Source organism: Streptococcus sp. oral taxon 431 (assembly GCF_023110115.1).
Classification (GTDB): domain Bacteria; phylum Bacillota; class Bacilli; order Lactobacillales; family Streptococcaceae; genus Streptococcus.
The window spans coordinates 1-19,749 of sequence record NZ_JALDVP010000011.1 but is presented as its reverse complement, the minus strand read 5'-3'; the positions used below and the strand labels follow the sequence as shown (position 1 = coordinate 19,749).

Here is a 19,749-nt window from a genome sequence, read left to right as displayed (position 1 = left end):
ATGAGGAAATCAGAGATTTTTTTAATCAACTAGGATAACAACTATTTTTACTACTTTTCCATGATTATAGGGAGATTATATATGAAATTTTTTGATGAAAATTACTCACAAGAAATACCTACTCGTATCAAATGTTTAAGAAAAAAGTATAATTTAAAGCAAAGCGACCTAGGTAATGCAGGTCAAGTTAGCCAAGTTGAAAAGGGAGAAATTTGAAAGAATTTGTATCTTTTATTTTTTGTTTCATTTATGCCCTATGCTACTGGAATAGTTAGTAGTCATTTCATGAATCATTCGGCACAGCTCTTTTATGGACTGATTGTTATTGTTTCAACGGTAGCAAACTGGTTTTTACATAAAGTAATTGATAAACCCAATATGGATCGGAAAGAATTACTTGAAGCTACCGCACAATATAGGAAGTTATTGATACCTGACCTAATAATTAAAGGAGTGGGATTGATTCTATCCCTAATTCTCTATCCTCCGATTATGATGTATAGTGTTTTAATTGCGGCATTTTACATCATAACTTTAAAAACACTATCTGAAAAAAGAGTGAATAACTAAAAAATGGTGACCAAAGTTAGGTGTATTATTTTAATGATTACAGACCTAAACTATTCCCCTATTTAGAATCTATTAATCCATATTTTATAAATTAATTAGTAGATATCGTTCTTAAAATTCTTGATATTTCGCTGTTTTTAGTCCAACTGAAACGCACACTTTCCAAACCAGATTTTAAGAAAGCTCGTAAAGCATCACAATTATCAAAACGTTAATCAACACGCTTATATCAACGTTTACAGACATTTAAGAATTTTCTCTTGGATGTCTTTTTTTGTCTAGCTAAATTTTACAAATTGGGCAATTTAGGTTACTCAATAATATAAAAAAGATAAAAATTTAAAGTTCGAATTTTAATTTTAAAAAAAGTAATTATTATTGAATATCTGTTCAAACATTCTTTCTTTTCTAAGGTTAATATAAGTATATATACTTTAAAAAAGAAGTCAAACATCTTGCTCATAGATTTTTGCATTTTTAAAAAATACAATTTGTCATATAATAATGTGGAAAATTGACGGATTCCTTAAATAATCATATAATACGAATATATAAACCCTTACATACTATTCTACTTATACTTGATAAAATGCAAGTCCTTGAGGATCTATAAATATATAGACACTCTTCTATTTATAAAGTGAAATAAAGAATCACGGAGAAAGTTTATGGATATTAAAGAGACATTCAACCAGCTAGACAATACAAAATTTAATGATTTCAATAATCGCCTTGAAGGTTTTGAGAAACTTTTTAAAGACAAATATTATTTTACCCATCCCGAAGATTTTAGCTCAATCTTTAGCATTTTGGTAAAGTATGGAAAAAGTACAAGTAAATATATTTTATCGAAAGGAGAGATATATGAGTGAAATAGTTATTAATGCTCAGAATTTATCTAAAAATTTTTATAATTTTGATTCAAGACTCCCATTTATCAAGAGATTTTTGAAACGTAATCAAATAACGATTCGAGCTGTTCAAGATATTAGTTTTACGATTAAGAGAGGGAGTATAGTTGGCTTTATTGGGAGTAATGGAGCTGGTAAATCCACAACGATTAAAATGTTGACTGGGACTCTTTATCCTAGTTCCGGAAAATTAGAAGTGAATGGAGAAATTCCATTTAAAAGAAGTATAAATTTTAGAAAAAAAATTTCAATAGTAGTAGGAAATAAATTACAGTTATTTCAAGATGTTTCGGCTATGGATTATTTTCAATTGATTGGTACTTTATATGAGGTAGAACCGGCGATTTTACAAGAACGAATTCAGGAATTAAGCAATTTGTTGAATGTAAAAGATCAGCTTTACCAGCAGGTCCGGACCCTCTCTCTTGGACAAAAAATGAAAATGGAGTTTATCGCGGCATCTTTAACAAGTCCGGAAATATTATTTTTAGACGAGCCTACTATAGGGTTAGATATACAGTCTAAAAAAGATATCAGAACATTTTTAAAGAAAATGAATGAAGAATGTCATACTACTATTATTTTAACGAGTCATGATATGGATGATATTTCGTCTGTTTGTGACGAATTAATCGTCATTGACAAAGGAAAAATTATTTTGCAGGAGTCAATGGATGTTATTTTATCTAAATTTTCTGATTTTAAATATTTAAAGATAAAAATGACATTAGATTTGGTACCAGAGTTATGCTCTGTTAAAGGAGTAGTAGTCATTTCTCAAACAAAATCGGAATGTATACTAAAAATACCTAGAGATTTTGTCTTTGAGACATTAGAATCAATCAATAAGCTTGTAGATATAGAAGATTTTGAAATATCAAATCTTTCTTTAGAAGAAATTATTTTACAAAACTATTTTACAAAAAAGGAGCACAATTGAAAAAAGAAATGTCTATTATTCTGATATCATTTCGATCTATTTTGAACTATAAATCAAGTGTACTATTGTTAATGTTACAGGCAAGTATACAAATTATGATATCAGTATTTTTATGGACGTATATATATCAGAGTAACCAGATAAATATAGCAGGATATGATTTTACCTCAATGGTTCAATACTATTTGGGGACTATAATTTTTTCATATTTTGTTTTTTATCCAGTTGATTGGGAAATCAATGACGATGTTCATTCAGGAAATTTTTTTAGCATATTAATAAAACCTGTTACTTTTTATAAGTATTATTTTTGTAAAATGCTTGGAGATAGGCTTGCTCATTTATTATTTATCATCATTCCTGTCATTTTATTCTCCAGTGTTTATTACAAGAATGAGTTATTAACCATTGAAATTCTTATTTTAGGAAGTATTGCAATTATTCTATCTATGGTTCTATGGTTTTTAATATCATGTTGTGTAGGTATGCTTTCTTTTTGGTTAGAAAATATATTTTTTGTCCTTACTGTTAAAGAAATAGTAATTCAGTTTTTATCAGGAATATTATTGCCTTTAAGTTTTTTTTCAAATAATTTTCGTCTGTTTTTAGATGTATTACCTTTTAAATACTTAGTATATGAACCGCTTCAGATGTTTAGTAATGATACATATAAATTAATAGACTATTTGAGAATTATTTGTATTCAATTGATTTGGTGCATCATTTTTTATATTATATCAAGATTCATATTGAGAAAAGGAGTGGAGCACTTCTCAAATGTGGGAGGATAAAATGTTTAGAATAAAAGTAATTTTTAGGCTACTTCATTTTGGTTTTAAATCTGATATGAATTTTCATTTTGACTTCTTTTGTGGTCTATTTTCGTCGATACTGTGGATTGGTTTACCTATTGTATTTTTTAGATTGATTTTCTTAAACATAGACTCTTTTAATGGTTGGGACTATTATCAAATTTTATTTTTGGTAGGTTCCTACACTATTGTAGATGGAGTTATGATGGGATTGTTAATTAGAAGTATGGGAATTTTAGAATCAGATATTTTGAGTGGTAACTTGGATCAAATTTTATTGAGGCCGTTTGATACTCAGTTGTTCTATATTTTTAGATCATTTAATTTAGTTCAATTCGTGAATACTTTTTTTGGTCTTGCGATCATTTTTATAAGTTATGGAAATTTAAATGTACATTTAAATTCATTAAAAATATTATTTTATATCCTTTCTTTAATGTGTGGTTGTATTATATATTATTCAATTTGGTTTCTAATAACGATTAGTTCATTTTGGTTCCCAACTAAATTTTCAAAAGTAGATGTATTTTTGAATTATATTGGAATTTCTAAGTATCCATATAATATTTTTACAGGTATTAACAGATTGATCACTATGTTATTTGTTCCCAATTTATTAATTGCCAATCCTGCAGTATTAATATTTTTAGGGAAAGATACATTGAACCTATTTTTCTATCAAATAGTTTTTACAGTTTTTTTGATTATTATCAGTCGTACAATTTTTAGAAAAGGATTGAAAAAATATGAAAGTGCAGGAAGATAAACAATGTTGTTCAGTTATATGTTTGACTAAAGGAAGTGATTCGCTGTACTTTGTTTTGTGGTCATTGAAACATCAGATAATTATAAACTATAATTTAAAGAATAGTATTATTAACTTATAGGTGCTAAGAAAAAATTTAAAGAAATTCCCTCATTCAATCAAACTTATTCATATTTTTTAAAATAAGAAAATAGTTGGATTTTGATGATGGTTGATATAAAGCTAAACTGAAAGTACCTGAAATCCAACTGTGTCAAACCAGGTCTTAAGAAAGCTCGTAAAGCTAGGTAGTTCTCTAAACGTTAAGAACTAGCTACAATACAGCATTTACAACACTTCATGGTTCACACCATGGGGTGTTTTTGATGATTTTAAGCAAAATTCACACCATTTAATTGAAAGTTATTCAAATTAGATGAAAATTTGTTTGCTGAAAAAGTGGGGAAACATTGATTTTAAGCGAATTTTGAAACATATTCGAATGGGAGTTTTTAAAATCATGTTTCGGTTGTAAAAGTGCCAAACTGGACTCTCCATAGGAGGGTGATATCATCTGCTAATAGATTGTCTTCTAGTAGTTTCATTTTGCGTTTTGGGACAGGTTTAGGGCCTTCCATATCAAGATTAGGAAAGATATAGGGCTTGACAGGTTAATCTTTATAGATAGAATCAAAAGTAGTATTCATAAAGTTTCTCTCTAGCTTACCCCAACTAGTCTACATATTTCTAAAAAATAAAAAAATTTAAGTCTGTCAAGTTTTTTTCTTGACACCTCTCAGAAATCTGTTATAATAGAACATGTGCTAAATAGCTTAGCTATTTCACCGAAATAAAAAATAAAAGAAAAGAGATATTAAAAATGGCAGTAAAAATCCGTTTGACTCGTATGGGTTCTAAGAAAAAACCTTTCTACCGTATTAACGTAGCAGATTCACGTTCACCACGTGACGGACGTTTCATCGAAACAGTTGGAACTTATAACCCACTTGTTGAAGAAAACCAAGTAACTTTGAAAGAAGACCGTATTTTAGCATGGTTGGCTGATGGAGCTCAACCTTCAGATACAGTACGTAACATCCTTTCAAAAGAAGGCGTATTGAAGAAATTCCACGATTCTAAATTCTCAAAATAAGTTTAAAGTAGGTTGACAGATGGATACGATTGAAAATCTCATTATTGCAATTGTGAAACCTTTGATTTCACAACCAGATGCCTTAACTATCAAGATTGAAGATACACCAGAATTTTTGGAATATCATTTGGATCTTGACCAGAGCGATGTGGGTCGTGTAATCGGTCGTAAGGGTCGCACTATTTCTGCGATAAGAACGATTGTCTACTCTGTCCCAACTGAAGACAAAAAAGTAAGAATCGTTATTGACGAAAAATAAGAAAAGCGGGACAAGGTCTCGCTTTTTTTTTGCAAGAAAATCCATGAATGTTCTTCATAATTAAAGAATCGTTATCCCTTTCTCCAACTTGTGAAAATCCCTGTAACATGATAAAATAAAGGGAGAAACAGATACAGGAGACAAGATGAACTACTTTAACGTTGGGAAAATCGTCAATACGCAAGGTTTGCAGGGTGAAATGCGAGTCTTGTCAGTGACAGATTTTGCTGAAGAACGCTTTAAAAAAGGGGCAGAACTTGCCTTATTTGATGAAAACGATCAGTTTTTGCGAACAGTGGTCATTGCAAGCCACCGTAAACAAAAAAACTTCGATATCATCAAGTTTAAAGATATGTACCATATCAATGACATCGAAAAATACAAGGGGTACAGTCTGAAGGTTGCAGAGGAAAATCTCAATGAACTGGATGAGGGTGAGTTTTACTACCACGAGATTATCGGTTTAGAAGTCTATGAGGGAGATAACTTGATTGGAACCATCAAGGAAATCCTTCAGCCAGGCGCCAATGATGTCTGGGTAGTCAAACGAAAAGGCAAACGAGACCTACTCTTACCTTATATCCCGCCTGTTGTTCTCAATATAGATATTCCTAATAACCGTGTGGATGTTGAACTCTTAGAAGGGTTAGACGATGAAGATTGATATTTTAACTCTCTTTCCAGAAATGTTCACACCCTTAGAACATTCCATCGTTGGCAAGGCTCGTGAAAAAGGGCTCTTAGATATCCACTATCATAATTTTCGTGACTACGCTGAAAAGGCCCGTCATGTAGATGATGAACCTTACGGAGGTGGTCAAGGGATGTTGCTAAGAGCGCAACCCATCTTTGATGCCTTTGATGCCATTGAAAAAAAGAATCCGCGCGTGATTCTCTTAGACCCTGCTGGGAAACAGTTCGATCAGGCTTACGCTGAGGATTTGGCGCAAGAAGAAGAACTCATCTTCATCTGTGGTCACTATGAGGGCTATGATGAGCGTATTAAGACCTTGGTAACCGATGAGATATCTCTTGGAGATTATGTCTTGACTGGTGGAGAACTAGCAGCGATGACCATGATTGATGCGACGGTTCGCTTGATTCCAGAAGTTATCGGGAAGGAAGCAAGTCACCAAGATGATAGCTTTTCATCAGGACTCTTGGAATATCCTCAGTACACAAGACCTTACGATTATCGTGGTATGTTAGTTCCGGATGTGCTCATGAGTGGACACCATGAAAACATCCGTCAATGGCGACTCTATGAGAGTCTCAAGAAAACCTACCACCGTAGACCTGATTTGCTGGAAGAGTATGAATTGACAGCAGAAGAAGAGAAAATGTTAGCAGAAATTAAAGAAAATAACAATTAAAAGGAGAAAACTATGCAAGTAATTAAACGTGATGGACAAGTCGCTGATTTTGATCCAGATAAAATCTACCAAGCTATTCTTAAGGCGGCTCAAACAGTCTATGTATTGACGGACGATTTGCGCCAAAACCTAGCTCAAGTTACTAAAAAAGTTGTTTTGGACTTGGAAGAAGCAAAAGTAGAGCGTGCGACTATCAGTATGATTCAATCAATGGTTGAGCACCGCTTACTAGGTGCAGGATATATCACTATTGCAGAACACTATATCTCTTACCGTTTGCAACGTGATTTGGAGAGAAGTGGTTACGGCGACCACATCGCTGTTCACCTTCATTTTGAACAAATTCGTTAATAGAAAAAGAGTGAGATGATAAAAGCATCTCACTCTTTCTTAAATCTTCTTTTTTGGGCCGTTTGGATAGTCGAGGGAACGAAAGTTACCCTTCGAATATCCGACACTCGAATAATACGGCTGACGTTTTTGGAGAAATTTTTAACAATAATTTGTTGGCGGTCAGTATCATACTTGATAATATCGCCTGTAAAACTCGTTTCCGCAAAGATGATATGTACAGCCTTTTTTTTGGCTAGGGCTTCTTCAAGTCTAGCAATTAGGGAATCGCTTTTTTCAGGAATGGAATCTTCGTGTCCATTGACAAAATCATGGACCTTTTGCAAAGCCTGTTTTAATAAATCTTTCATTCCGGCCTCCCTTCTTTTAATCATTATATAAAAATTTTATGAAATCTACAAGATTTTTCGAATAATCAATTGAGAACAAAAAGGAGAAGAACATGGCAGAATTTACATTTGAAATCGAAGAACACTTGCTTACTCTATCTGAAAATGAAAAAGGATGGACCAAAGAAATCAATCGTGTCAGCTTTAATGGTGCACCAGCGAAGTTTGACATTCGTAGCTGGAGTCCTGACCACACCAAGATGGGGAAAGGAATTACCCTCTCAAATGAAGAATTTCAAATCATGGTGGATGCTTTTAAGAATCAATAAACATTCATCTAAGATGAATTAAAAAGAGGCTAGGGAAAATCCCGGCCTCTTTTATTTGCTTGAAAAATAAGCTTGTGTGCGAAGACGTTGGAGTAGTGGTCGGCTGATAAAGCTAATTGCTACAATTTTAGCAAGATCAGGGATGATAAATGGAATAACTCCTACAGCAAATGCTTTTTCAAAAGGCATCCCAGCTAAGAAGTGGAGACTGAGAATACCACCTACAAAGACAAGAGAATCACCCAATAGATTTGCAAAGAAAATACGTAATACGCCACTATTTGTGTGAATGAGATAGGAAGCAAGTCCAGCATAGACAAGGTCGAACCAAAGATAACCAGCACTTGGGCCCACCAAAACATGAAAACCAGCTCCTCCACTAGCGAAAACAGGAAGACCAATGGCACCCAGTAATAGATAAAGTCCTACTGAGAGGACAGCTTCTCTAGGTCTAAAAACAGTACCAATTAGTCCAATAGCAAAGTTTTGCAGAGTAAATGGAACAGGTCCAATTGGAATGCTAATTTGGGCTAATACTGCAATCAGAGCAGCTCCAATAGCAGGAATAGCATAAATGTGTGCTTTTTTCATAATAGTTAACCTCTTTTTTAATTTATAGTAACTATTATACTGGAAGAGATATAAATGTCAACCTATTTTAAAAACAAAGGTTACAAACTTGTAACGGCCGATTGAGATAAAAAAAGAGACTAAGGTGTCTCTCTTTTCTTTTAACGCATGGTCACAAATTCTTCTGAGCCAGTTGGGTGGATAGCGACTGTTGCATCAAAGTCAGCTTTTGTAGCTCCCATCTTGATTGCTACAGCAAAACCTTGGATCATTTCATCGACGCCATAACCGATACCATGAAGTCCAACTACCTTTTCGTCTGCACCAGCTGTAACGAGCTTGAAGCGAGCTTCTTGACGGTGACTAGTAACGGCAGAATACATAGATGCAAATTTTGAAGTATAGACTTTGATGTTTTCTTGTCCATACTCTTTGATAGCTTCTTCCTCAGTCAGACCGACAGTACCGATAGCTGGATGTGAAAAGACAACAGTTGGAATAGTTGTATAGTCCATTTTGGCATTTGTTTTGCCATTGAATAGTCTTTCTGAGAGAGTACGACCAGCTTTGATAGCGACAGGTGTTAGTTCTTTTTCGCCTGTGACATCTCCAAGAGCATAGATACCGTCAACGACGGTGTTTTGGTATTCATCAACTTGGATGAAACCACGTTCGTTAAGGGTAACGCCTGCTTTTTCCAGATTTAGTCCTTCAACATTTGGACGACGACCTGTAGCCCAGATAACTTGACTAGCAGTATGCGTGCTACCATCTTCAAAATGAATTTGAATGCCTTCTTCGGTTTTTTCAAGTTTTGTCGGAACCTTATGGGTGTGGAGGTTTAGTCCAGTATTTTCCATTTCTTGAACCAAGCTCTCAACAATATAGCTATCAAATCCACGAAGTGGACGTTCACGACGGACAAATAAATCAGTCTGTACACCAAGGGTATGGAGTACGCCAGCCAATTCGACAGCAATGTAACCAGCACCTAGAATAGCCACCGATTCAGGCAACTCTTCCCAGGCGAAGACATCATCTGAGCTACCGCCTAGTTCAGCACCAGGAATAGCAGGGATATGAGGATGAGCTCCAGTCGCAATCACAATATGCTTAGCACGGATCAATTCGCCATTAACGCTGACTGTATGAGCATCAATGAACTCAGCACGACCTTCAATCAAATCAACCCCGTTGCGCTTGAAGCTTCCATCGTAAGACGAGCGAGCACGGTCAATATAAGCTTCACGATTCTTACGAAGTGTTGCGTAATCAAATTGATTCCCAGTACTTGTAAAACCATAGTCAGGTCCATATTTGTGGATGCTCTCTGCGATTTGAGCTCCATACCACATGATTTTCTTAGGAACGCAGCCAATATTGACACAAGTTCCTCCTAATTTCTTTTCCTCAATAACTGCGGCTTTAGCACCATGTTCGCCAGCACGATTCATGGTAGCAATACCTCCGCTACCTCCACCGATGGCGATAATATCAAATTCTCTCATAGAAAGCTCCTTTAGTTGTTTTCTAGTCATATTCTATCTTTTTTTGGAAGTCAATGCAAAAATCTGCTACGCTTAAATTTCTTAAGAAAATGCTTGCAAAAATAAAAAAGAAGTTGTATTATATAACTAACACAACAATAAAAGATTTAGCAAATATTTTTGGATGGTCAGAAAGCAATTGTTCAATTTTAAGATATGTGCTATAATCTTAATATATGCAATTAAAAAGGAGTATTGATATGAAAAGAAAGTCAAAAGCCAAGAAATGGCCTTTATTTACAGCTATCGGTGTTGCATCAGTTCTTGTAGTGGGAGCGGCTGCCGTTCTTCTATTAAGACAACCAAATCAGGCTGCAACAAAAGATGAAACTGCAAAGATTACTCTTGCAAAAGAGGGTTCAGTAGCTTCATCAGTTCTCTTATCCGGTACTGTGACGGCTCAGAATGAACAATATGTTTATTATGATGCTAGTAAGGGTGACTTGGATGAGGTCTTGGTTTCTGTAGGAGATAAGGTCAGCGAGGGGCAAGCACTAGTCAAGTATAGTAGTACAGAAGCTCAGGCTGCCTATGATGCTGCCAGTCGTGCAGTTGCGAAAGCTGACCGTCATATCAATGAATTGAATGAGGCTCGAAATACCGCCGCAGCAACACCTGTGCTCCCTCAAGCAGGGATTGAAGGTGCTACGGACCAAACCCAAGCACAATCTTCTACATCAGCTACAGCTTCTATCGATTCACAAATCAGCGATGCACGTGATGTACGTGCAGATGCAGAAGCGCAACTCGAAAAAGCTCAAGCCCAGTTGAATTCTGCTACTGTATTGAGTACTGTAGAGGGAACAGTTGTTGAAGTGAATCGTAATGTTTCAAAATCTCCAACAGGAAATAGTCAAGTTTTGGTTCATATCGTAAGTAACGATAACTTGCAGGTCAAGGGAGAGCTTTCTGAGTACAATCTTGCAAACCTTTCTGTTGGCCAAGAAGTCACCTTTACTTCTAAGGTTTATCCAGATAAGACATGGAATGGTAAGATTAGCTATATTTCAAATTATCCAAAAAATAATAGTGAAGCAAGCGCAAGTGTTGCGGGATCAAACTCAGGTTCTAAATACCCATATACGGTCGATGTAACTAGTGAAATTGGTGATCTGAAACAAGGTTTTACTGTCAGTGTCGAAGTGAAAAGCATGAGTAAAGCATTGCTTGTTCCTATTACAAGTATCGTCATGGAAGAAGATAAAAACTATGTTTGGATCCTTGATGAAAATCAAAAGGCCAAAAAAGTTGAAGTTGGATTGGGCAATGCAGATGCAGAAAACCAAGAAATCACATCTGGTCTGACAGATGGAGCAAAAGTCATCAGTAATCCGACAGCTTCCTTGCAAGAAGGAAAAGAGGTGAAGACTGATGAAACAACTAATTAGCCTCAAAAATATCTGCCGTAGCTATCGTAATGGTGACCAAGAACTTCAAGTCCTTAAAAACATTAATCTAGAAGTTCATGAGGGAGAATTCGTAGCTATCATGGGACCATCAGGTTCTGGTAAGTCCACCCTCATGAATACCATAGGTATGTTAGATACACCTACAAGTGGTCAGTATTTTCTAGACGGAAAAGAAGTAGCTGGTTTAGGTGAAAAACAATTAGCCAAAGTTCGAAATCAAGAAATCGGCTTCGTCTTTCAACAATTCTTTCTCTTGTCCAAAATGAATGCTCTACAAAATGTAGAACTTCCCTTGATTTATGCTGGAGTTTCAGCTTCAAAACGTCGCAAATTAGCAGAAGAATATCTGGAAAAGGTTGAACTGACCGAGCGTAGCCATCATTTACCTTCGGAGCTGTCAGGTGGTCAGAAGCAAAGGGTTGCCATTGCGCGTGCATTGGTCAACAATCCGTCAATCATCTTGGCAGATGAGCCTACTGGAGCTTTGGATACTAAAACTGGAAATCAGATCATGCAACTCTTAGTTGAATTAAACAAAGAAGGAAAAACCATCATTATGGTTACGCATGAGCCTGAAATCGCTGCTTACGCCAAGCGTCAGATTGTCATTCGTGATGGCGTCATTTCATCTGATAGTGGTCTCGTAGAAAAGGAGGAAAACTAAGATGCAGAATCTGAAATTTGCCTTTTCATCCATTATGGCCCACAAGATGCGTTCTTTCCTGACCATGATTGGTATTATCATCGGTGTTTCCTCAGTTGTTGTGATCATGGCCTTAGGTGACTCTATGTCTCGTCAGGTCAATAAAAATATGACCAAGTCCCAGAAAGACATTCATGTCTTTTTCTCACCTACCAAGAGTAAGGACGGTTCCTTTACCCAGAAGCAGTCTGCTCTAACTCTGTCTGGTAAAGAGGAAGATGTTTTTGTTGAACCACCAAAACCACAAGAAGCTTGGGTTAAGGAGGCTGCTAAGCTCAAGGGAGTGGATAGTTACTATGTAACTAACTCAGCCAATGTGACCTTGACTTATAAGGATAAAAAGGTCGAACACGCTAACATGACGGGTGGGAATGTCACCTATATGGATGCGGTCGAAAATGAAATCATTGCAGGTCGTGGACTTAAAGCACAAGATTATAAAGATTTTGCAAGTGTGATCATTTTAGATGAAGAGCTTGCCAATAGCCTTTTTGGTTCAGCAAAAGAAGCCCTCAACCAAATTGTTGAAGTAAATGAAATCAGTTACCGTGTTATTGGTGTTTATGCAAGTAAAGAAGCTAAGGCTGCGAAAACATTTGGAGTCGGAGGACTACCAATTACGACCAATATTTCCTTAGCAGCTAATTTTAACACAGACGAGATTTCAAATATTGTCTTCCGTGTCAATGATACTAGCTTGACTCAGACTTTGGGTCCAGAGTTGGCAAGAAGAATGACAGAGATTGCAGGGCTTCAACAAGGGGAATATCAAGTTGCAGATGCGTCTGCCGCCTTCCAAGAAGTTCAACAACTCTTTGGCTTCATAACAACGATTATTAGTGCTATTGCGGGTATTTCCCTCTTTGTTGGTGGTACTGGTGTTATGAACATTATGCTTGTTTCAGTGACAGAGCGTACTCGTGAGATTGGTCTGCGTAAAGCACTAGGAGCAACACGGGCTAATATTCTGGTTCAATTTTTGATTGAATCCATGATTTTAACCTTGTTAGGTGGTATCATCGGCCTTGTACTTGCTGCAGGGGTGACCATGCTTGCAGGTGTATTACTTCAAAACATGATTGCAGGAATCGAAGTTGGCGTATCCATCCCAATCGCTCTCTTTAGTTTAGCGGTCTCAGCAGGTATCGGTATGATATTCGGTGTTTTACCAGCCAACAAAGCCTCTAAGCTTGATCCAATTGAAGCACTTCGCTATGAATAAGACATTCAACAGGAAAAACAAGATGGACACTTGTCTATCTTGTTTTTTGTATGGATTTCCCTATCGAAAATCACTAAAAATGTGGTATAATGAAGTGTTAGAAAAACAGGTTTCATTAGCCTGGAAAGGAAATATTATGTCTGAAAAGAATTTTTATATTACAACACCGATTTACTATCCATCTGGTAAACTTCATATCGGTTCTGCCTACACTACCATCGCTTGTGATGTCCTAGCTCGCTACAAACGTCTTATGGGCTACGATGTCTTTTATCTGACAGGTCTTGATGAGCACGGTCAAAAGATCCAACAGAAAGCTGAAGAAGCTGGTATCACATCACAAGCCTATGTTGACGGTATGGCAGTTGGAGTTAAAGAGCTCTGGAAATTGCTGGATATCTCATACGATAAATTTATCCGTACAACTGACGACTACCATGAAAAAGTAGTGGCTCAAGTCTTTGAACGCTTGCTAGCTCAAGATGACATCTACCTAGGTGAATACTCTGGTTGGTATTCAGTATCAGATGAGGAATTCTTTACAGAAAGCCAGCTTGCGGAAGTTTTCCGTGACGAAGCTGGAAATGTGACGGGTGGTATCGCTCCATCAGGTCACGAGGTTGAATGGGTTTCAGAAGAGTCTTATTTCCTTCGCCTCAGCAAATACCAAGACCGCTTGGTCGAATTTTTCAAATCACATCCTGACTTCATCACTCCAGATGGCCGTCTCAATGAAATGTTGCGTAACTTCATTGAGCCAGGCTTGGAAGACTTAGCAGTATCTCGTACAACCTTTACCTGGGGTGTACCAGTTCCATCTAATCCTAAACACGTTGTCTATGTATGGATCGATGCCCTTCTTAACTATGCGACTGCTCTTGGTTATGGTCAAGATGAACATGCTAATTTTGATAAGTTCTGGAATGGAACAGTCTTCCATATGGTTGGGAAAGACATCCTTCGTTTCCACTCGATTTACTGGCCAATCCTTCTTATGATGTTGGATATTAAATTGCCTGACCGCTTGATTGCCCACGGTTGGTTTGTCATGAAAGACGGCAAGATGTCTAAGTCTAAAGGGAATGTCGTTTATCCTGAAATGTTAGTAGAGCGCTATGGACTAGATCCACTTCGTTACTACCTCATGCGTAGCCTTCCAGTTGGTTCAGATGGAACCTTCACTCCAGAAGACTATGTAGGCCGTATCAACTATGAATTGGCAAATGACCTAGGAAACCTCCTCAACCGTACGGTTTCTATGATTAACAAGTACTTTGATGGACAAATCCCTGCCTATGTAGAGGGTGTGACAGACTTTGACAATGCCCTTGCCCAAGTGGCAGAACAATCAATCGATGACTACCATACCTACATGGAAGCAGTTGACTACCCACGTGCACTTGAAGCAGTCTGGACTCTTATCTCACGTACTAACAAATACATCGATGAGACAGCACCTTGGGTCTTGGCTAAGGATGAAGCCCTTCGTGACCAATTAGCAAGTGTGATGAGTCACTTAGCAGCTAGTCTTCGCGTCGTAGCGCACTTGATTGAGCCATTTATGATGGAAACTAGTCGCGCTGTATTGGCACAACTTGGTCTAGCAGAAGTTTCTAGTCTTGAAAACTTGAGTTTAGCTGATTTCCCTGCAAATGTCACTGTAGTTGCCAAAGGAACACCTATCTTCCCACGTTTGGACATGGAAGAAGAGATTGCCTATATCAAGGAACAAATGGAAGGTAACAAGCCAGCCGTCGAGAAAGAATGGAATCCAGATGAAGTTGAACTCAAACTGAACAAGGAAGAAATCAAGTTTGAAGACTTTGACAAGGTTGAAATCCGTGTCGCAGAAGTCAAAGAAGTTTCTAAAGTAGAAGGTTCTGATAAGTTGCTTCAATTCCGCTTAGATGCTGGTGATGGTGAAGATCGTCAAATCCTGTCTGGTATTGCGAAATTCTATCCAAACGAACAAGAATTGGTCGGCAAGAAAGTACAAATCGTTGCCAACCTCAAACCACGTAAAATGATGAAAAAATATGTCAGCCAAGGGATGATTCTCTCAGCTGAACATGATGGCAAATTAACCCTTCTCACAGTTGATCCAGCTGTACCAAACGGAAGTGTGATTGGCTAAGATTTAAAGAGGCTGGGACAAAAGTCCTAGCCTCTCAATTGTCTTTGGATTGCCGAGTAAGACGCAGTGGTTGAGTGGGCTCTACTACGCTGATTTCATCAGCTTTTACAGCCCTACTCAACTGTGCGGAGGTGGGACGACGAAATCGAATTCTAACGAATTACCGATTTCTGTCCCACTCTCTTTCTTTTGCAAGGTATCAGTTGATAAAAGTGTCATTCTGCTTTATAATGAAGAAAAACGGAGGAAATTGCCATGAAATACATTCCATTTGGTCAAGAGAAAAGAGAATTGTCCGAAATCGTCCTCGGAATGATGCGAATCAGTGACAAATCGGTTAAAGAAGTGGAGGAGTTGGTTGAAACAGCCCTATCTGTAGGAATCAATGCCTTTGATTTGGCAGATATCTACGGTGGTGGACGTTGCGAAGAATTACTGGGTCAAGTGTTAAAACATCGTCCAGATTTGCGTGAAAAGATGTGGATCCAGTCCAAGTGTGGTATTCGCATAGAAGAATTTACCTATTTTGATTTTTCAAAAGATTATATTTTAGAGTCAGTTGATGGGATTTTACAACGATTGCAGGTTGATTATTTAGATAGCTTGCTTCTCCATCGTCCAGATGCATTGATGGAAGCTGACCAAGTGGCAGAGGCCTTTGAAATTCTTCAAACATCAGGTAAAGTTCGAGACTTTGGTGTGTCTAACCAAAATCCCATGATGATGGAATTACTGAAGAAAGAGGCCAAACAACCTTTATCTATCAATCAATTACAGCTAAGCGCAGCTTTCACACCAGGATTTGAATCAGGTTTCCATGTCAATATGGAAGGTGACAAGGCAGCTTTGCGTGATGGTAGCGTCTTTGAATACTGCAAATTAAACGATATGGTCATTCAGGCTTGGTCAGTCTTGCAGTTCGGGTATTTCAAAGGGAATTTTGTTGGAAAAGAGCAATTTCATGATCTAAATGAAGTCCTAAATCGATTAGCCTTAAAATACGGTGTAAGCCCATCAGCTATTGCTATCGCTTGGGTGTTACGCTATCCAGCTAAGATGCAGGCAGTAGTGGGAACAACTAACCCTAAACATTTGATAGAAGCAAGCCAAGCAAGTAATGCCAACCTAACTCGAAAAGAGTGGTATGAGATTTACCTTGCAGCAGGGAATGATTTGCCTTAGGAAAAAATGCATTTTAAGAAATCACAGTCAAAAAGCCGTTGAAAAACGGTTTTTTGTTATAATGAAATTAAGATTTATAGATAACAAAGGAGAGAAACATGACATTTGAAGAAATTTTACCTGGACTAAAGGCTAAGAAGAAATACGTGCGTACTGGCTGGGGTGGGGCTGAAAACTATGTGCAGCTTTTTGATACCATCGAACAAAACGGCGTCGCCCTTGAAGTGACACCCTATTTCCTCATCAACGTATCTGGTGAAGGGGAAGGTTTTTCTATGTGGAGCCCAACTCCTTGTGATGTCTTAGCGACGGATTGGGTGGAAGTCCATGACTAAACGTGTATTGATTACAGGTGTTAGCTCAGGGATTGGTCTGGCTCAAGCTCGACTCTTTTTAGAAAAAAGTTATCAGGTTTTTGGAGTGGATCAGGGTGAAAAACCTGACTTGCAAGGCGGCTTTCACTTTTTACAACGTGATTTAACGTTAGATTTGGAACCTATTTTTGACTGGTGTCCTCAAGTCGATATTCTCTGCAATACAGCTGGGGTATTGGATGACTACAAGCCTTTACTGGAACAATCTGCCCAAGATATCCAAGAGATTTTTGAAATCAACTATGTGACTCCAGTAGAACTGACGCGACATTATCTTACGCAAATGCTAGAGAATAAAAAAGGGATCATCATCAATATGTGTTCCATTGCTTCAAGTCTAGCAGGCGGGGGTGGTCACGCCTATACCTCGTCAAAACATGCCTTGGCAGGCTTTACTAAGCAATTAGCTCTAGACTATGCTGAAGCTGGGATTCAGGTCTTTGGCATTGCTCCTGGTGCAGTTAAGACAGGTATGACCGCTGCTGACTTTGAACCAGGTGGTCTGGCAGACTGGGTAGCCAGTGAAACACCTATCAAACGCTGGATTGAGCCAAGTGAAATAGCTGAAGTTAGTCTCTTTTTAGCAGGTGGAAAGGCAAGCGCCATGCAAGGACAAATCTTGACTATTGATGGTGGTTGGAGCTTGAAGTAGGAGAATCTGATGGAAATCAAAAATCACTTTGGGGTATACGGAGTCTGTTTTCAAGAGGGAAAACTGCTCTGTATTGAAAAAACAAGAGGCCCCTATCAGCATCGTTTTGACCTACCAGGTGGTAGCCAGGAAGTAGGGGAGGGACTGACTGAAACCCTCAAGAGAGAAGTTCTGGAAGAGACGGGTTATATGCTTAGCCGTTATTCAAATCCTAGGATTTATGATGTGCTGGTTCATGAAGAAGGGCAAGACTTCGCCGTACATCATATCATGGCCTTTTATGATATCGTACTCGATTTCGAAGGCTCTCAAAAATCCCTTCCTCATGAAGTTCTTGATGGAAGTAATGATTCAGCAAATGTCGTTTGGCTTCCTCTTGAGCAGATGACCGAAGAAAATGCCTCACCATTAGTATTGAAGGCGAAGGCAGAGTTACGAGGATTTCCAGAATTGGACAAGACCTCTTACATGAATTGGAAGGTAAAACATGCAAAATCAACTAGCTCTTAGTGGCGAAAAAATTGTTGAAAAAGTTTATCCCCATTTATTGCACCATGTCGGCTTGATTCGTGGGGAATACTTGTTGAGAGAACTAAACCAAAACATACTATTACCAAATTGTCAGCAATTTGTGAAAGATTATCTAGACACTATTTGTCATTTGTACTCAGATGAAGAAGTCTGGTATCGCTTTTCAGAGTTAACAAATGCAGAAGCAAATAGTCTAGACGGGACTAAAGAGTATTTTGACGAACGCCACCCCTTATTTGGATACAGAGGTATCAGGCGTTTATTGGCGTGTCCGAATGAATTTCAGGCTGAGTCAAATGTCGTTACAGAAGTTTATCAAACCAATCCCAATCTGTCTGTTATTTTTCCTTTTGTTAATGATGCCGACCAATTAAAACGAGCTATTACAGTGTTACGGCAGCATGGTTTTACTGGTAAAGTCGGCACGATGATTGAATTACCATCAGCTTATTTCGACTTGGACATGATACTGGAAACTGGTCTTTCAAAGATTGTAGTTGGAATGAATGATTTGACTTCATTTATTTTTGCGACTGTAAGAAACAGTCAATGGCATGATATGGAAAGTCCTATTATGTTAGAAATGCTGAGACAGATGCAGGATAAAGCAAGGAAGAAAAAGATTGATTTTGCTGTAGCAGGCTATCTGAATACTTCTTTCATACAAAAAATGAATCAGATGGGTATCGAATGTATTCTCCATTACAGCGCTATTCCAGAGATTTTTGATTTAGAAATTGACCATCTAGACCATCTTAAACATATAAAAGAAGAAAGTAAAAAATTACAAAGGAGAACCTATGAAACCTCAAGAAATGTGGAATGCCTACAAGAAAATCAATCCCTCTATCGGAGATGAAATCGATGCCTGGGCTTTTGGCGTGGAAGCCGATCTCTTGGCAGATTTGGTTCTAAGAGGCGAAAAAACAGCAACAGCCTCAGCTTACGACCTCTACGCAGTAGAGGTCGAACCCCTTCCCCAAGAAGGGACTTTCGATGTCATTTTAGACAGTCAGAACCAGGCTGTCTGCATTGTCGAAATTACAAAGGTTTCCGTTCAGCCCTTCCATCAAGTGTCAGCCGACCATGCCTACAAGGAAGGTGAAGGCGATAAATCCTTAGCCTACTGGCGCCAGGTTCATGAGGAGTTTTTCACGGAGTGGCTGGAGGAAGCAGGTCTAACTTTTACGTCTGAAAGCAAGGTTGTTTTAGAAGAATTTCGCAAGGTCTACCCCTTGTAAAAAGCAGACATAAGAAAGTTTTGGGAATCATTGTCCAAAGCTTTTTTCTGACTTTAAATGATTAAAATAAGTAAACAAAAAGCGGACAATCATGTCCGCTTTTTGAATCTAACAAGTAAAGTTATTAGATAAAGTTTTCAAAGATAGTTATCTTTAAAATCCCTATTCATATCACTTCTACATTGGTTGATTATTTTTTACGATAATGTAAAACTGTTCCTACAGCTACGATAAGCATTGCAACACCAGCAACAGAAACAATTAGGCTATTGCGTTCACCAGTATTTGGAAGTCCTGGTTTGTCTTCAGTTGTTGTTGTAGCTCCAGTTGTTGTTGTAACTCCTGAAGGAGCTTCAGTAGTTGTTGGAGCCTCAGTTGTTGTTGTAACTTCTGAAGGAGCTTCAGTAGTTGT

The 19,749-nt window shown here is 37.7% G+C and carries 26 protein-coding genes and 1 pseudogene; 22 read left to right on the top strand and 5 right to left on the bottom strand.

All coding sequences use genetic code 11. The annotated features are described in order from the left end of the window. The first annotated feature begins 81 nt into the window (after positions 1–81). From M1F91_RS09130 to M1F91_RS09010, 6 genes are all read left to right on the top strand, one after another. Complete coding sequence (locus M1F91_RS09130; protein ID WP_264081591.1) at positions 82–216, top strand: hypothetical protein; 135 nt, start codon at positions 82–84, stop codon at positions 214–216. Positions 217–249: 33 nt separating this feature from the next. After that, on the top strand, positions 250–570 hold the full coding sequence (locus M1F91_RS09030; protein ID WP_348982813.1) for a hypothetical protein: 321 nt from the start codon (positions 250–252) through the stop codon (positions 568–570). Positions 571–1,238: 668 nt separating this feature from the next. Continuing rightward, positions 1,239–1,442 (top strand): hypothetical protein, encoded by a 204-nt coding sequence (locus M1F91_RS09025; RefSeq protein ID WP_003010127.1) that lies wholly within the window; start codon positions 1,239–1,241, stop codon positions 1,440–1,442. Further along, positions 1,435–2,421: an ATP-binding cassette domain-containing protein gene (locus M1F91_RS09020; protein ID WP_003010129.1), complete on the top strand. Its 987-nt coding sequence runs from the start codon at positions 1,435–1,437 to the stop codon at positions 2,419–2,421. The genes M1F91_RS09025 and M1F91_RS09020 overlap by 8 nt, the downstream gene beginning before the upstream one ends. Further along, positions 2,418–3,212: an ABC-2 family transporter protein gene (locus M1F91_RS09015; protein ID WP_003013825.1), complete on the top strand. Its 795-nt coding sequence runs from the start codon at positions 2,418–2,420 to the stop codon at positions 3,210–3,212. Before M1F91_RS09020 ends, M1F91_RS09015 begins: the two co-directional genes overlap by 4 nt. A 1-nt stretch (position 3,213) precedes the next feature. Then, the gene (locus M1F91_RS09010; protein WP_003013947.1) at positions 3,214–3,999 is read left to right on the top strand and encodes an ABC-2 family transporter protein; all 786 of its coding nucleotides are present in this window, start codon (positions 3,214–3,216) and stop codon (positions 3,997–3,999) included. A gap of 497 nt (positions 4,000–4,496) precedes the next feature. On the opposite strand, the pseudogene M1F91_RS09155 reads toward M1F91_RS09010, so the two are convergent. After that, positions 4,497–4,685: pseudogene (locus M1F91_RS09155) on the bottom strand (hypothetical protein). A gap of 173 nt (positions 4,686–4,858) precedes the next feature. Here M1F91_RS09155 and rpsP point away from each other — a divergent pair. The 5 genes from rpsP (at position 4,859) to M1F91_RS08985 (ending at position 7,114) form a co-directional block, all read left to right on the top strand. Next, positions 4,859–5,131, top strand: a complete 273-nt coding sequence (rpsP, locus tag M1F91_RS09005) for a 30S ribosomal protein S16 (RefSeq protein ID WP_004253064.1) — start codon at positions 4,859–4,861, stop codon at positions 5,129–5,131. A 19-nt stretch (positions 5,132–5,150) separates the two neighbouring features. Next, positions 5,151–5,390, top strand: coding sequence for an RNA-binding protein KphA (gene kphA, locus M1F91_RS09000; RefSeq protein ID WP_000379617.1), 240 nt, complete (start codon positions 5,151–5,153; stop codon positions 5,388–5,390). A 145-nt stretch (positions 5,391–5,535) separates the two neighbouring features. Continuing rightward, the gene (gene rimM, locus M1F91_RS08995; protein ID WP_247913444.1) at positions 5,536–6,054 is read left to right on the top strand and encodes a ribosome maturation factor RimM; all 519 of its coding nucleotides are present in this window, start codon (positions 5,536–5,538) and stop codon (positions 6,052–6,054) included. Beyond that, positions 6,044–6,763: a tRNA (guanosine(37)-N1)-methyltransferase TrmD gene (trmD, locus tag M1F91_RS08990; RefSeq protein WP_247913443.1), complete on the top strand. Its 720-nt coding sequence runs from the start codon at positions 6,044–6,046 to the stop codon at positions 6,761–6,763. Before rimM ends, trmD begins: the two co-directional genes overlap by 11 nt. A 12-nt stretch (positions 6,764–6,775) precedes the next feature. Further along, the gene (locus M1F91_RS08985; RefSeq protein WP_004253071.1) at positions 6,776–7,114 is read left to right on the top strand and encodes an ATP cone domain-containing protein; all 339 of its coding nucleotides are present in this window, start codon (positions 6,776–6,778) and stop codon (positions 7,112–7,114) included. A gap of 29 nt (positions 7,115–7,143) precedes the next feature. Here the strand turns inward: M1F91_RS08985 and M1F91_RS08980 are convergent, their stop codons facing one another. Next, entirely contained in the window at positions 7,144–7,464 is a 321-nt protein-coding gene (locus M1F91_RS08980) for a hypothetical protein (RefSeq protein ID WP_247913442.1), read from the bottom strand. 92 nt (positions 7,465–7,556) lie between these two features. Between M1F91_RS08980 and M1F91_RS08975 the strand changes: the two genes are divergently transcribed. After that, a complete protein-coding gene (locus M1F91_RS08975) occupies positions 7,557–7,772 on the top strand; it encodes a YdbC family protein (RefSeq protein ID WP_004253080.1) in 216 nt (71 codons plus the stop codon). A 51-nt stretch (positions 7,773–7,823) separates the two neighbouring features. Here M1F91_RS08975 and M1F91_RS08970 read toward each other — a convergent pair whose 3' ends face one another. Continuing rightward, positions 7,824–8,363, bottom strand: a complete 540-nt coding sequence (locus M1F91_RS08970; protein ID WP_247913441.1) for a biotin transporter BioY — start codon at positions 8,361–8,363, stop codon at positions 7,824–7,826. A gap of 140 nt (positions 8,364–8,503) precedes the next feature. Further along, positions 8,504–9,850, bottom strand: coding sequence for a glutathione-disulfide reductase (gor, locus tag M1F91_RS08965; RefSeq protein ID WP_247913440.1), 1,347 nt, complete (start codon positions 9,848–9,850; stop codon positions 8,504–8,506). A gap of 239 nt (positions 9,851–10,089) precedes the next feature. Here gor and M1F91_RS08960 point away from each other — a divergent pair, with 239 nt between their 5' ends. From M1F91_RS08960 to M1F91_RS08915, 10 genes are all read left to right on the top strand, one after another. Beyond that, positions 10,090–11,277, top strand: coding sequence for an efflux RND transporter periplasmic adaptor subunit (locus tag M1F91_RS08960; protein ID WP_247913439.1), 1,188 nt, complete (start codon positions 10,090–10,092; stop codon positions 11,275–11,277). Continuing rightward, positions 11,261–11,962: an ABC transporter ATP-binding protein gene (locus M1F91_RS08955; RefSeq protein ID WP_247913438.1), complete on the top strand. Its 702-nt coding sequence runs from the start codon at positions 11,261–11,263 to the stop codon at positions 11,960–11,962. The genes M1F91_RS08960 and M1F91_RS08955 overlap by 17 nt, the downstream gene beginning before the upstream one ends. Before the next feature lies 1 nt (position 11,963). Then, positions 11,964–13,223, top strand: a complete 1,260-nt coding sequence (locus M1F91_RS08950) for an ABC transporter permease (protein WP_247913437.1) — start codon at positions 11,964–11,966, stop codon at positions 13,221–13,223. 136 nt (positions 13,224–13,359) lie between these two features. Further along, positions 13,360–15,357 carry a methionine--tRNA ligase gene (gene metG / locus M1F91_RS08945; RefSeq protein WP_247913436.1) on the top strand — a complete coding sequence of 666 codons (1,998 nt, stop codon included), beginning with the start codon at positions 13,360–13,362 and terminating at the stop codon, positions 15,355–15,357. A 255-nt stretch (positions 15,358–15,612) separates the two neighbouring features. Beyond that, positions 15,613–16,539 (top strand): aldo/keto reductase, encoded by a 927-nt coding sequence (locus M1F91_RS08940; RefSeq protein ID WP_247913435.1) that lies wholly within the window; start codon positions 15,613–15,615, stop codon positions 16,537–16,539. A 98-nt stretch (positions 16,540–16,637) separates the two neighbouring features. Beyond that, positions 16,638–16,874 (top strand): DUF2829 domain-containing protein, encoded by a 237-nt coding sequence (locus M1F91_RS08935; RefSeq protein WP_000141913.1) that lies wholly within the window; start codon positions 16,638–16,640, stop codon positions 16,872–16,874. After that, positions 16,867–17,565, top strand: coding sequence for a 3-oxoacyl-ACP reductase (locus M1F91_RS08930; RefSeq protein WP_247913434.1), 699 nt, complete (start codon positions 16,867–16,869; stop codon positions 17,563–17,565). Before M1F91_RS08935 ends, M1F91_RS08930 begins: the two co-directional genes overlap by 8 nt. Positions 17,566–17,574: 9 nt before the next feature. Then, a complete protein-coding gene (locus M1F91_RS08925) occupies positions 17,575–18,075 on the top strand; it encodes an NUDIX hydrolase (RefSeq protein ID WP_247913433.1) in 501 nt (166 codons plus the stop codon). Next, positions 18,053–18,955: a putative PEP-binding protein gene (locus M1F91_RS08920; protein ID WP_247913432.1), complete on the top strand. Its 903-nt coding sequence runs from the start codon at positions 18,053–18,055 to the stop codon at positions 18,953–18,955. Before M1F91_RS08925 ends, M1F91_RS08920 begins: the two co-directional genes overlap by 23 nt. Then, positions 18,897–19,337 (top strand): ASCH domain-containing protein, encoded by a 441-nt coding sequence (locus tag M1F91_RS08915; protein WP_247913431.1) that lies wholly within the window; start codon positions 18,897–18,899, stop codon positions 19,335–19,337. The genes M1F91_RS08920 and M1F91_RS08915 overlap by 59 nt, the downstream gene beginning before the upstream one ends. Positions 19,338–19,527: 190 nt before the next feature. Here the strand turns inward: M1F91_RS08915 and M1F91_RS08910 are convergent. Then, on the bottom strand, positions 19,528–19,749 hold a 222-nt coding region (locus M1F91_RS08910), incomplete at its 5' end, for an LPXTG cell wall anchor domain-containing protein (RefSeq protein WP_247913430.1).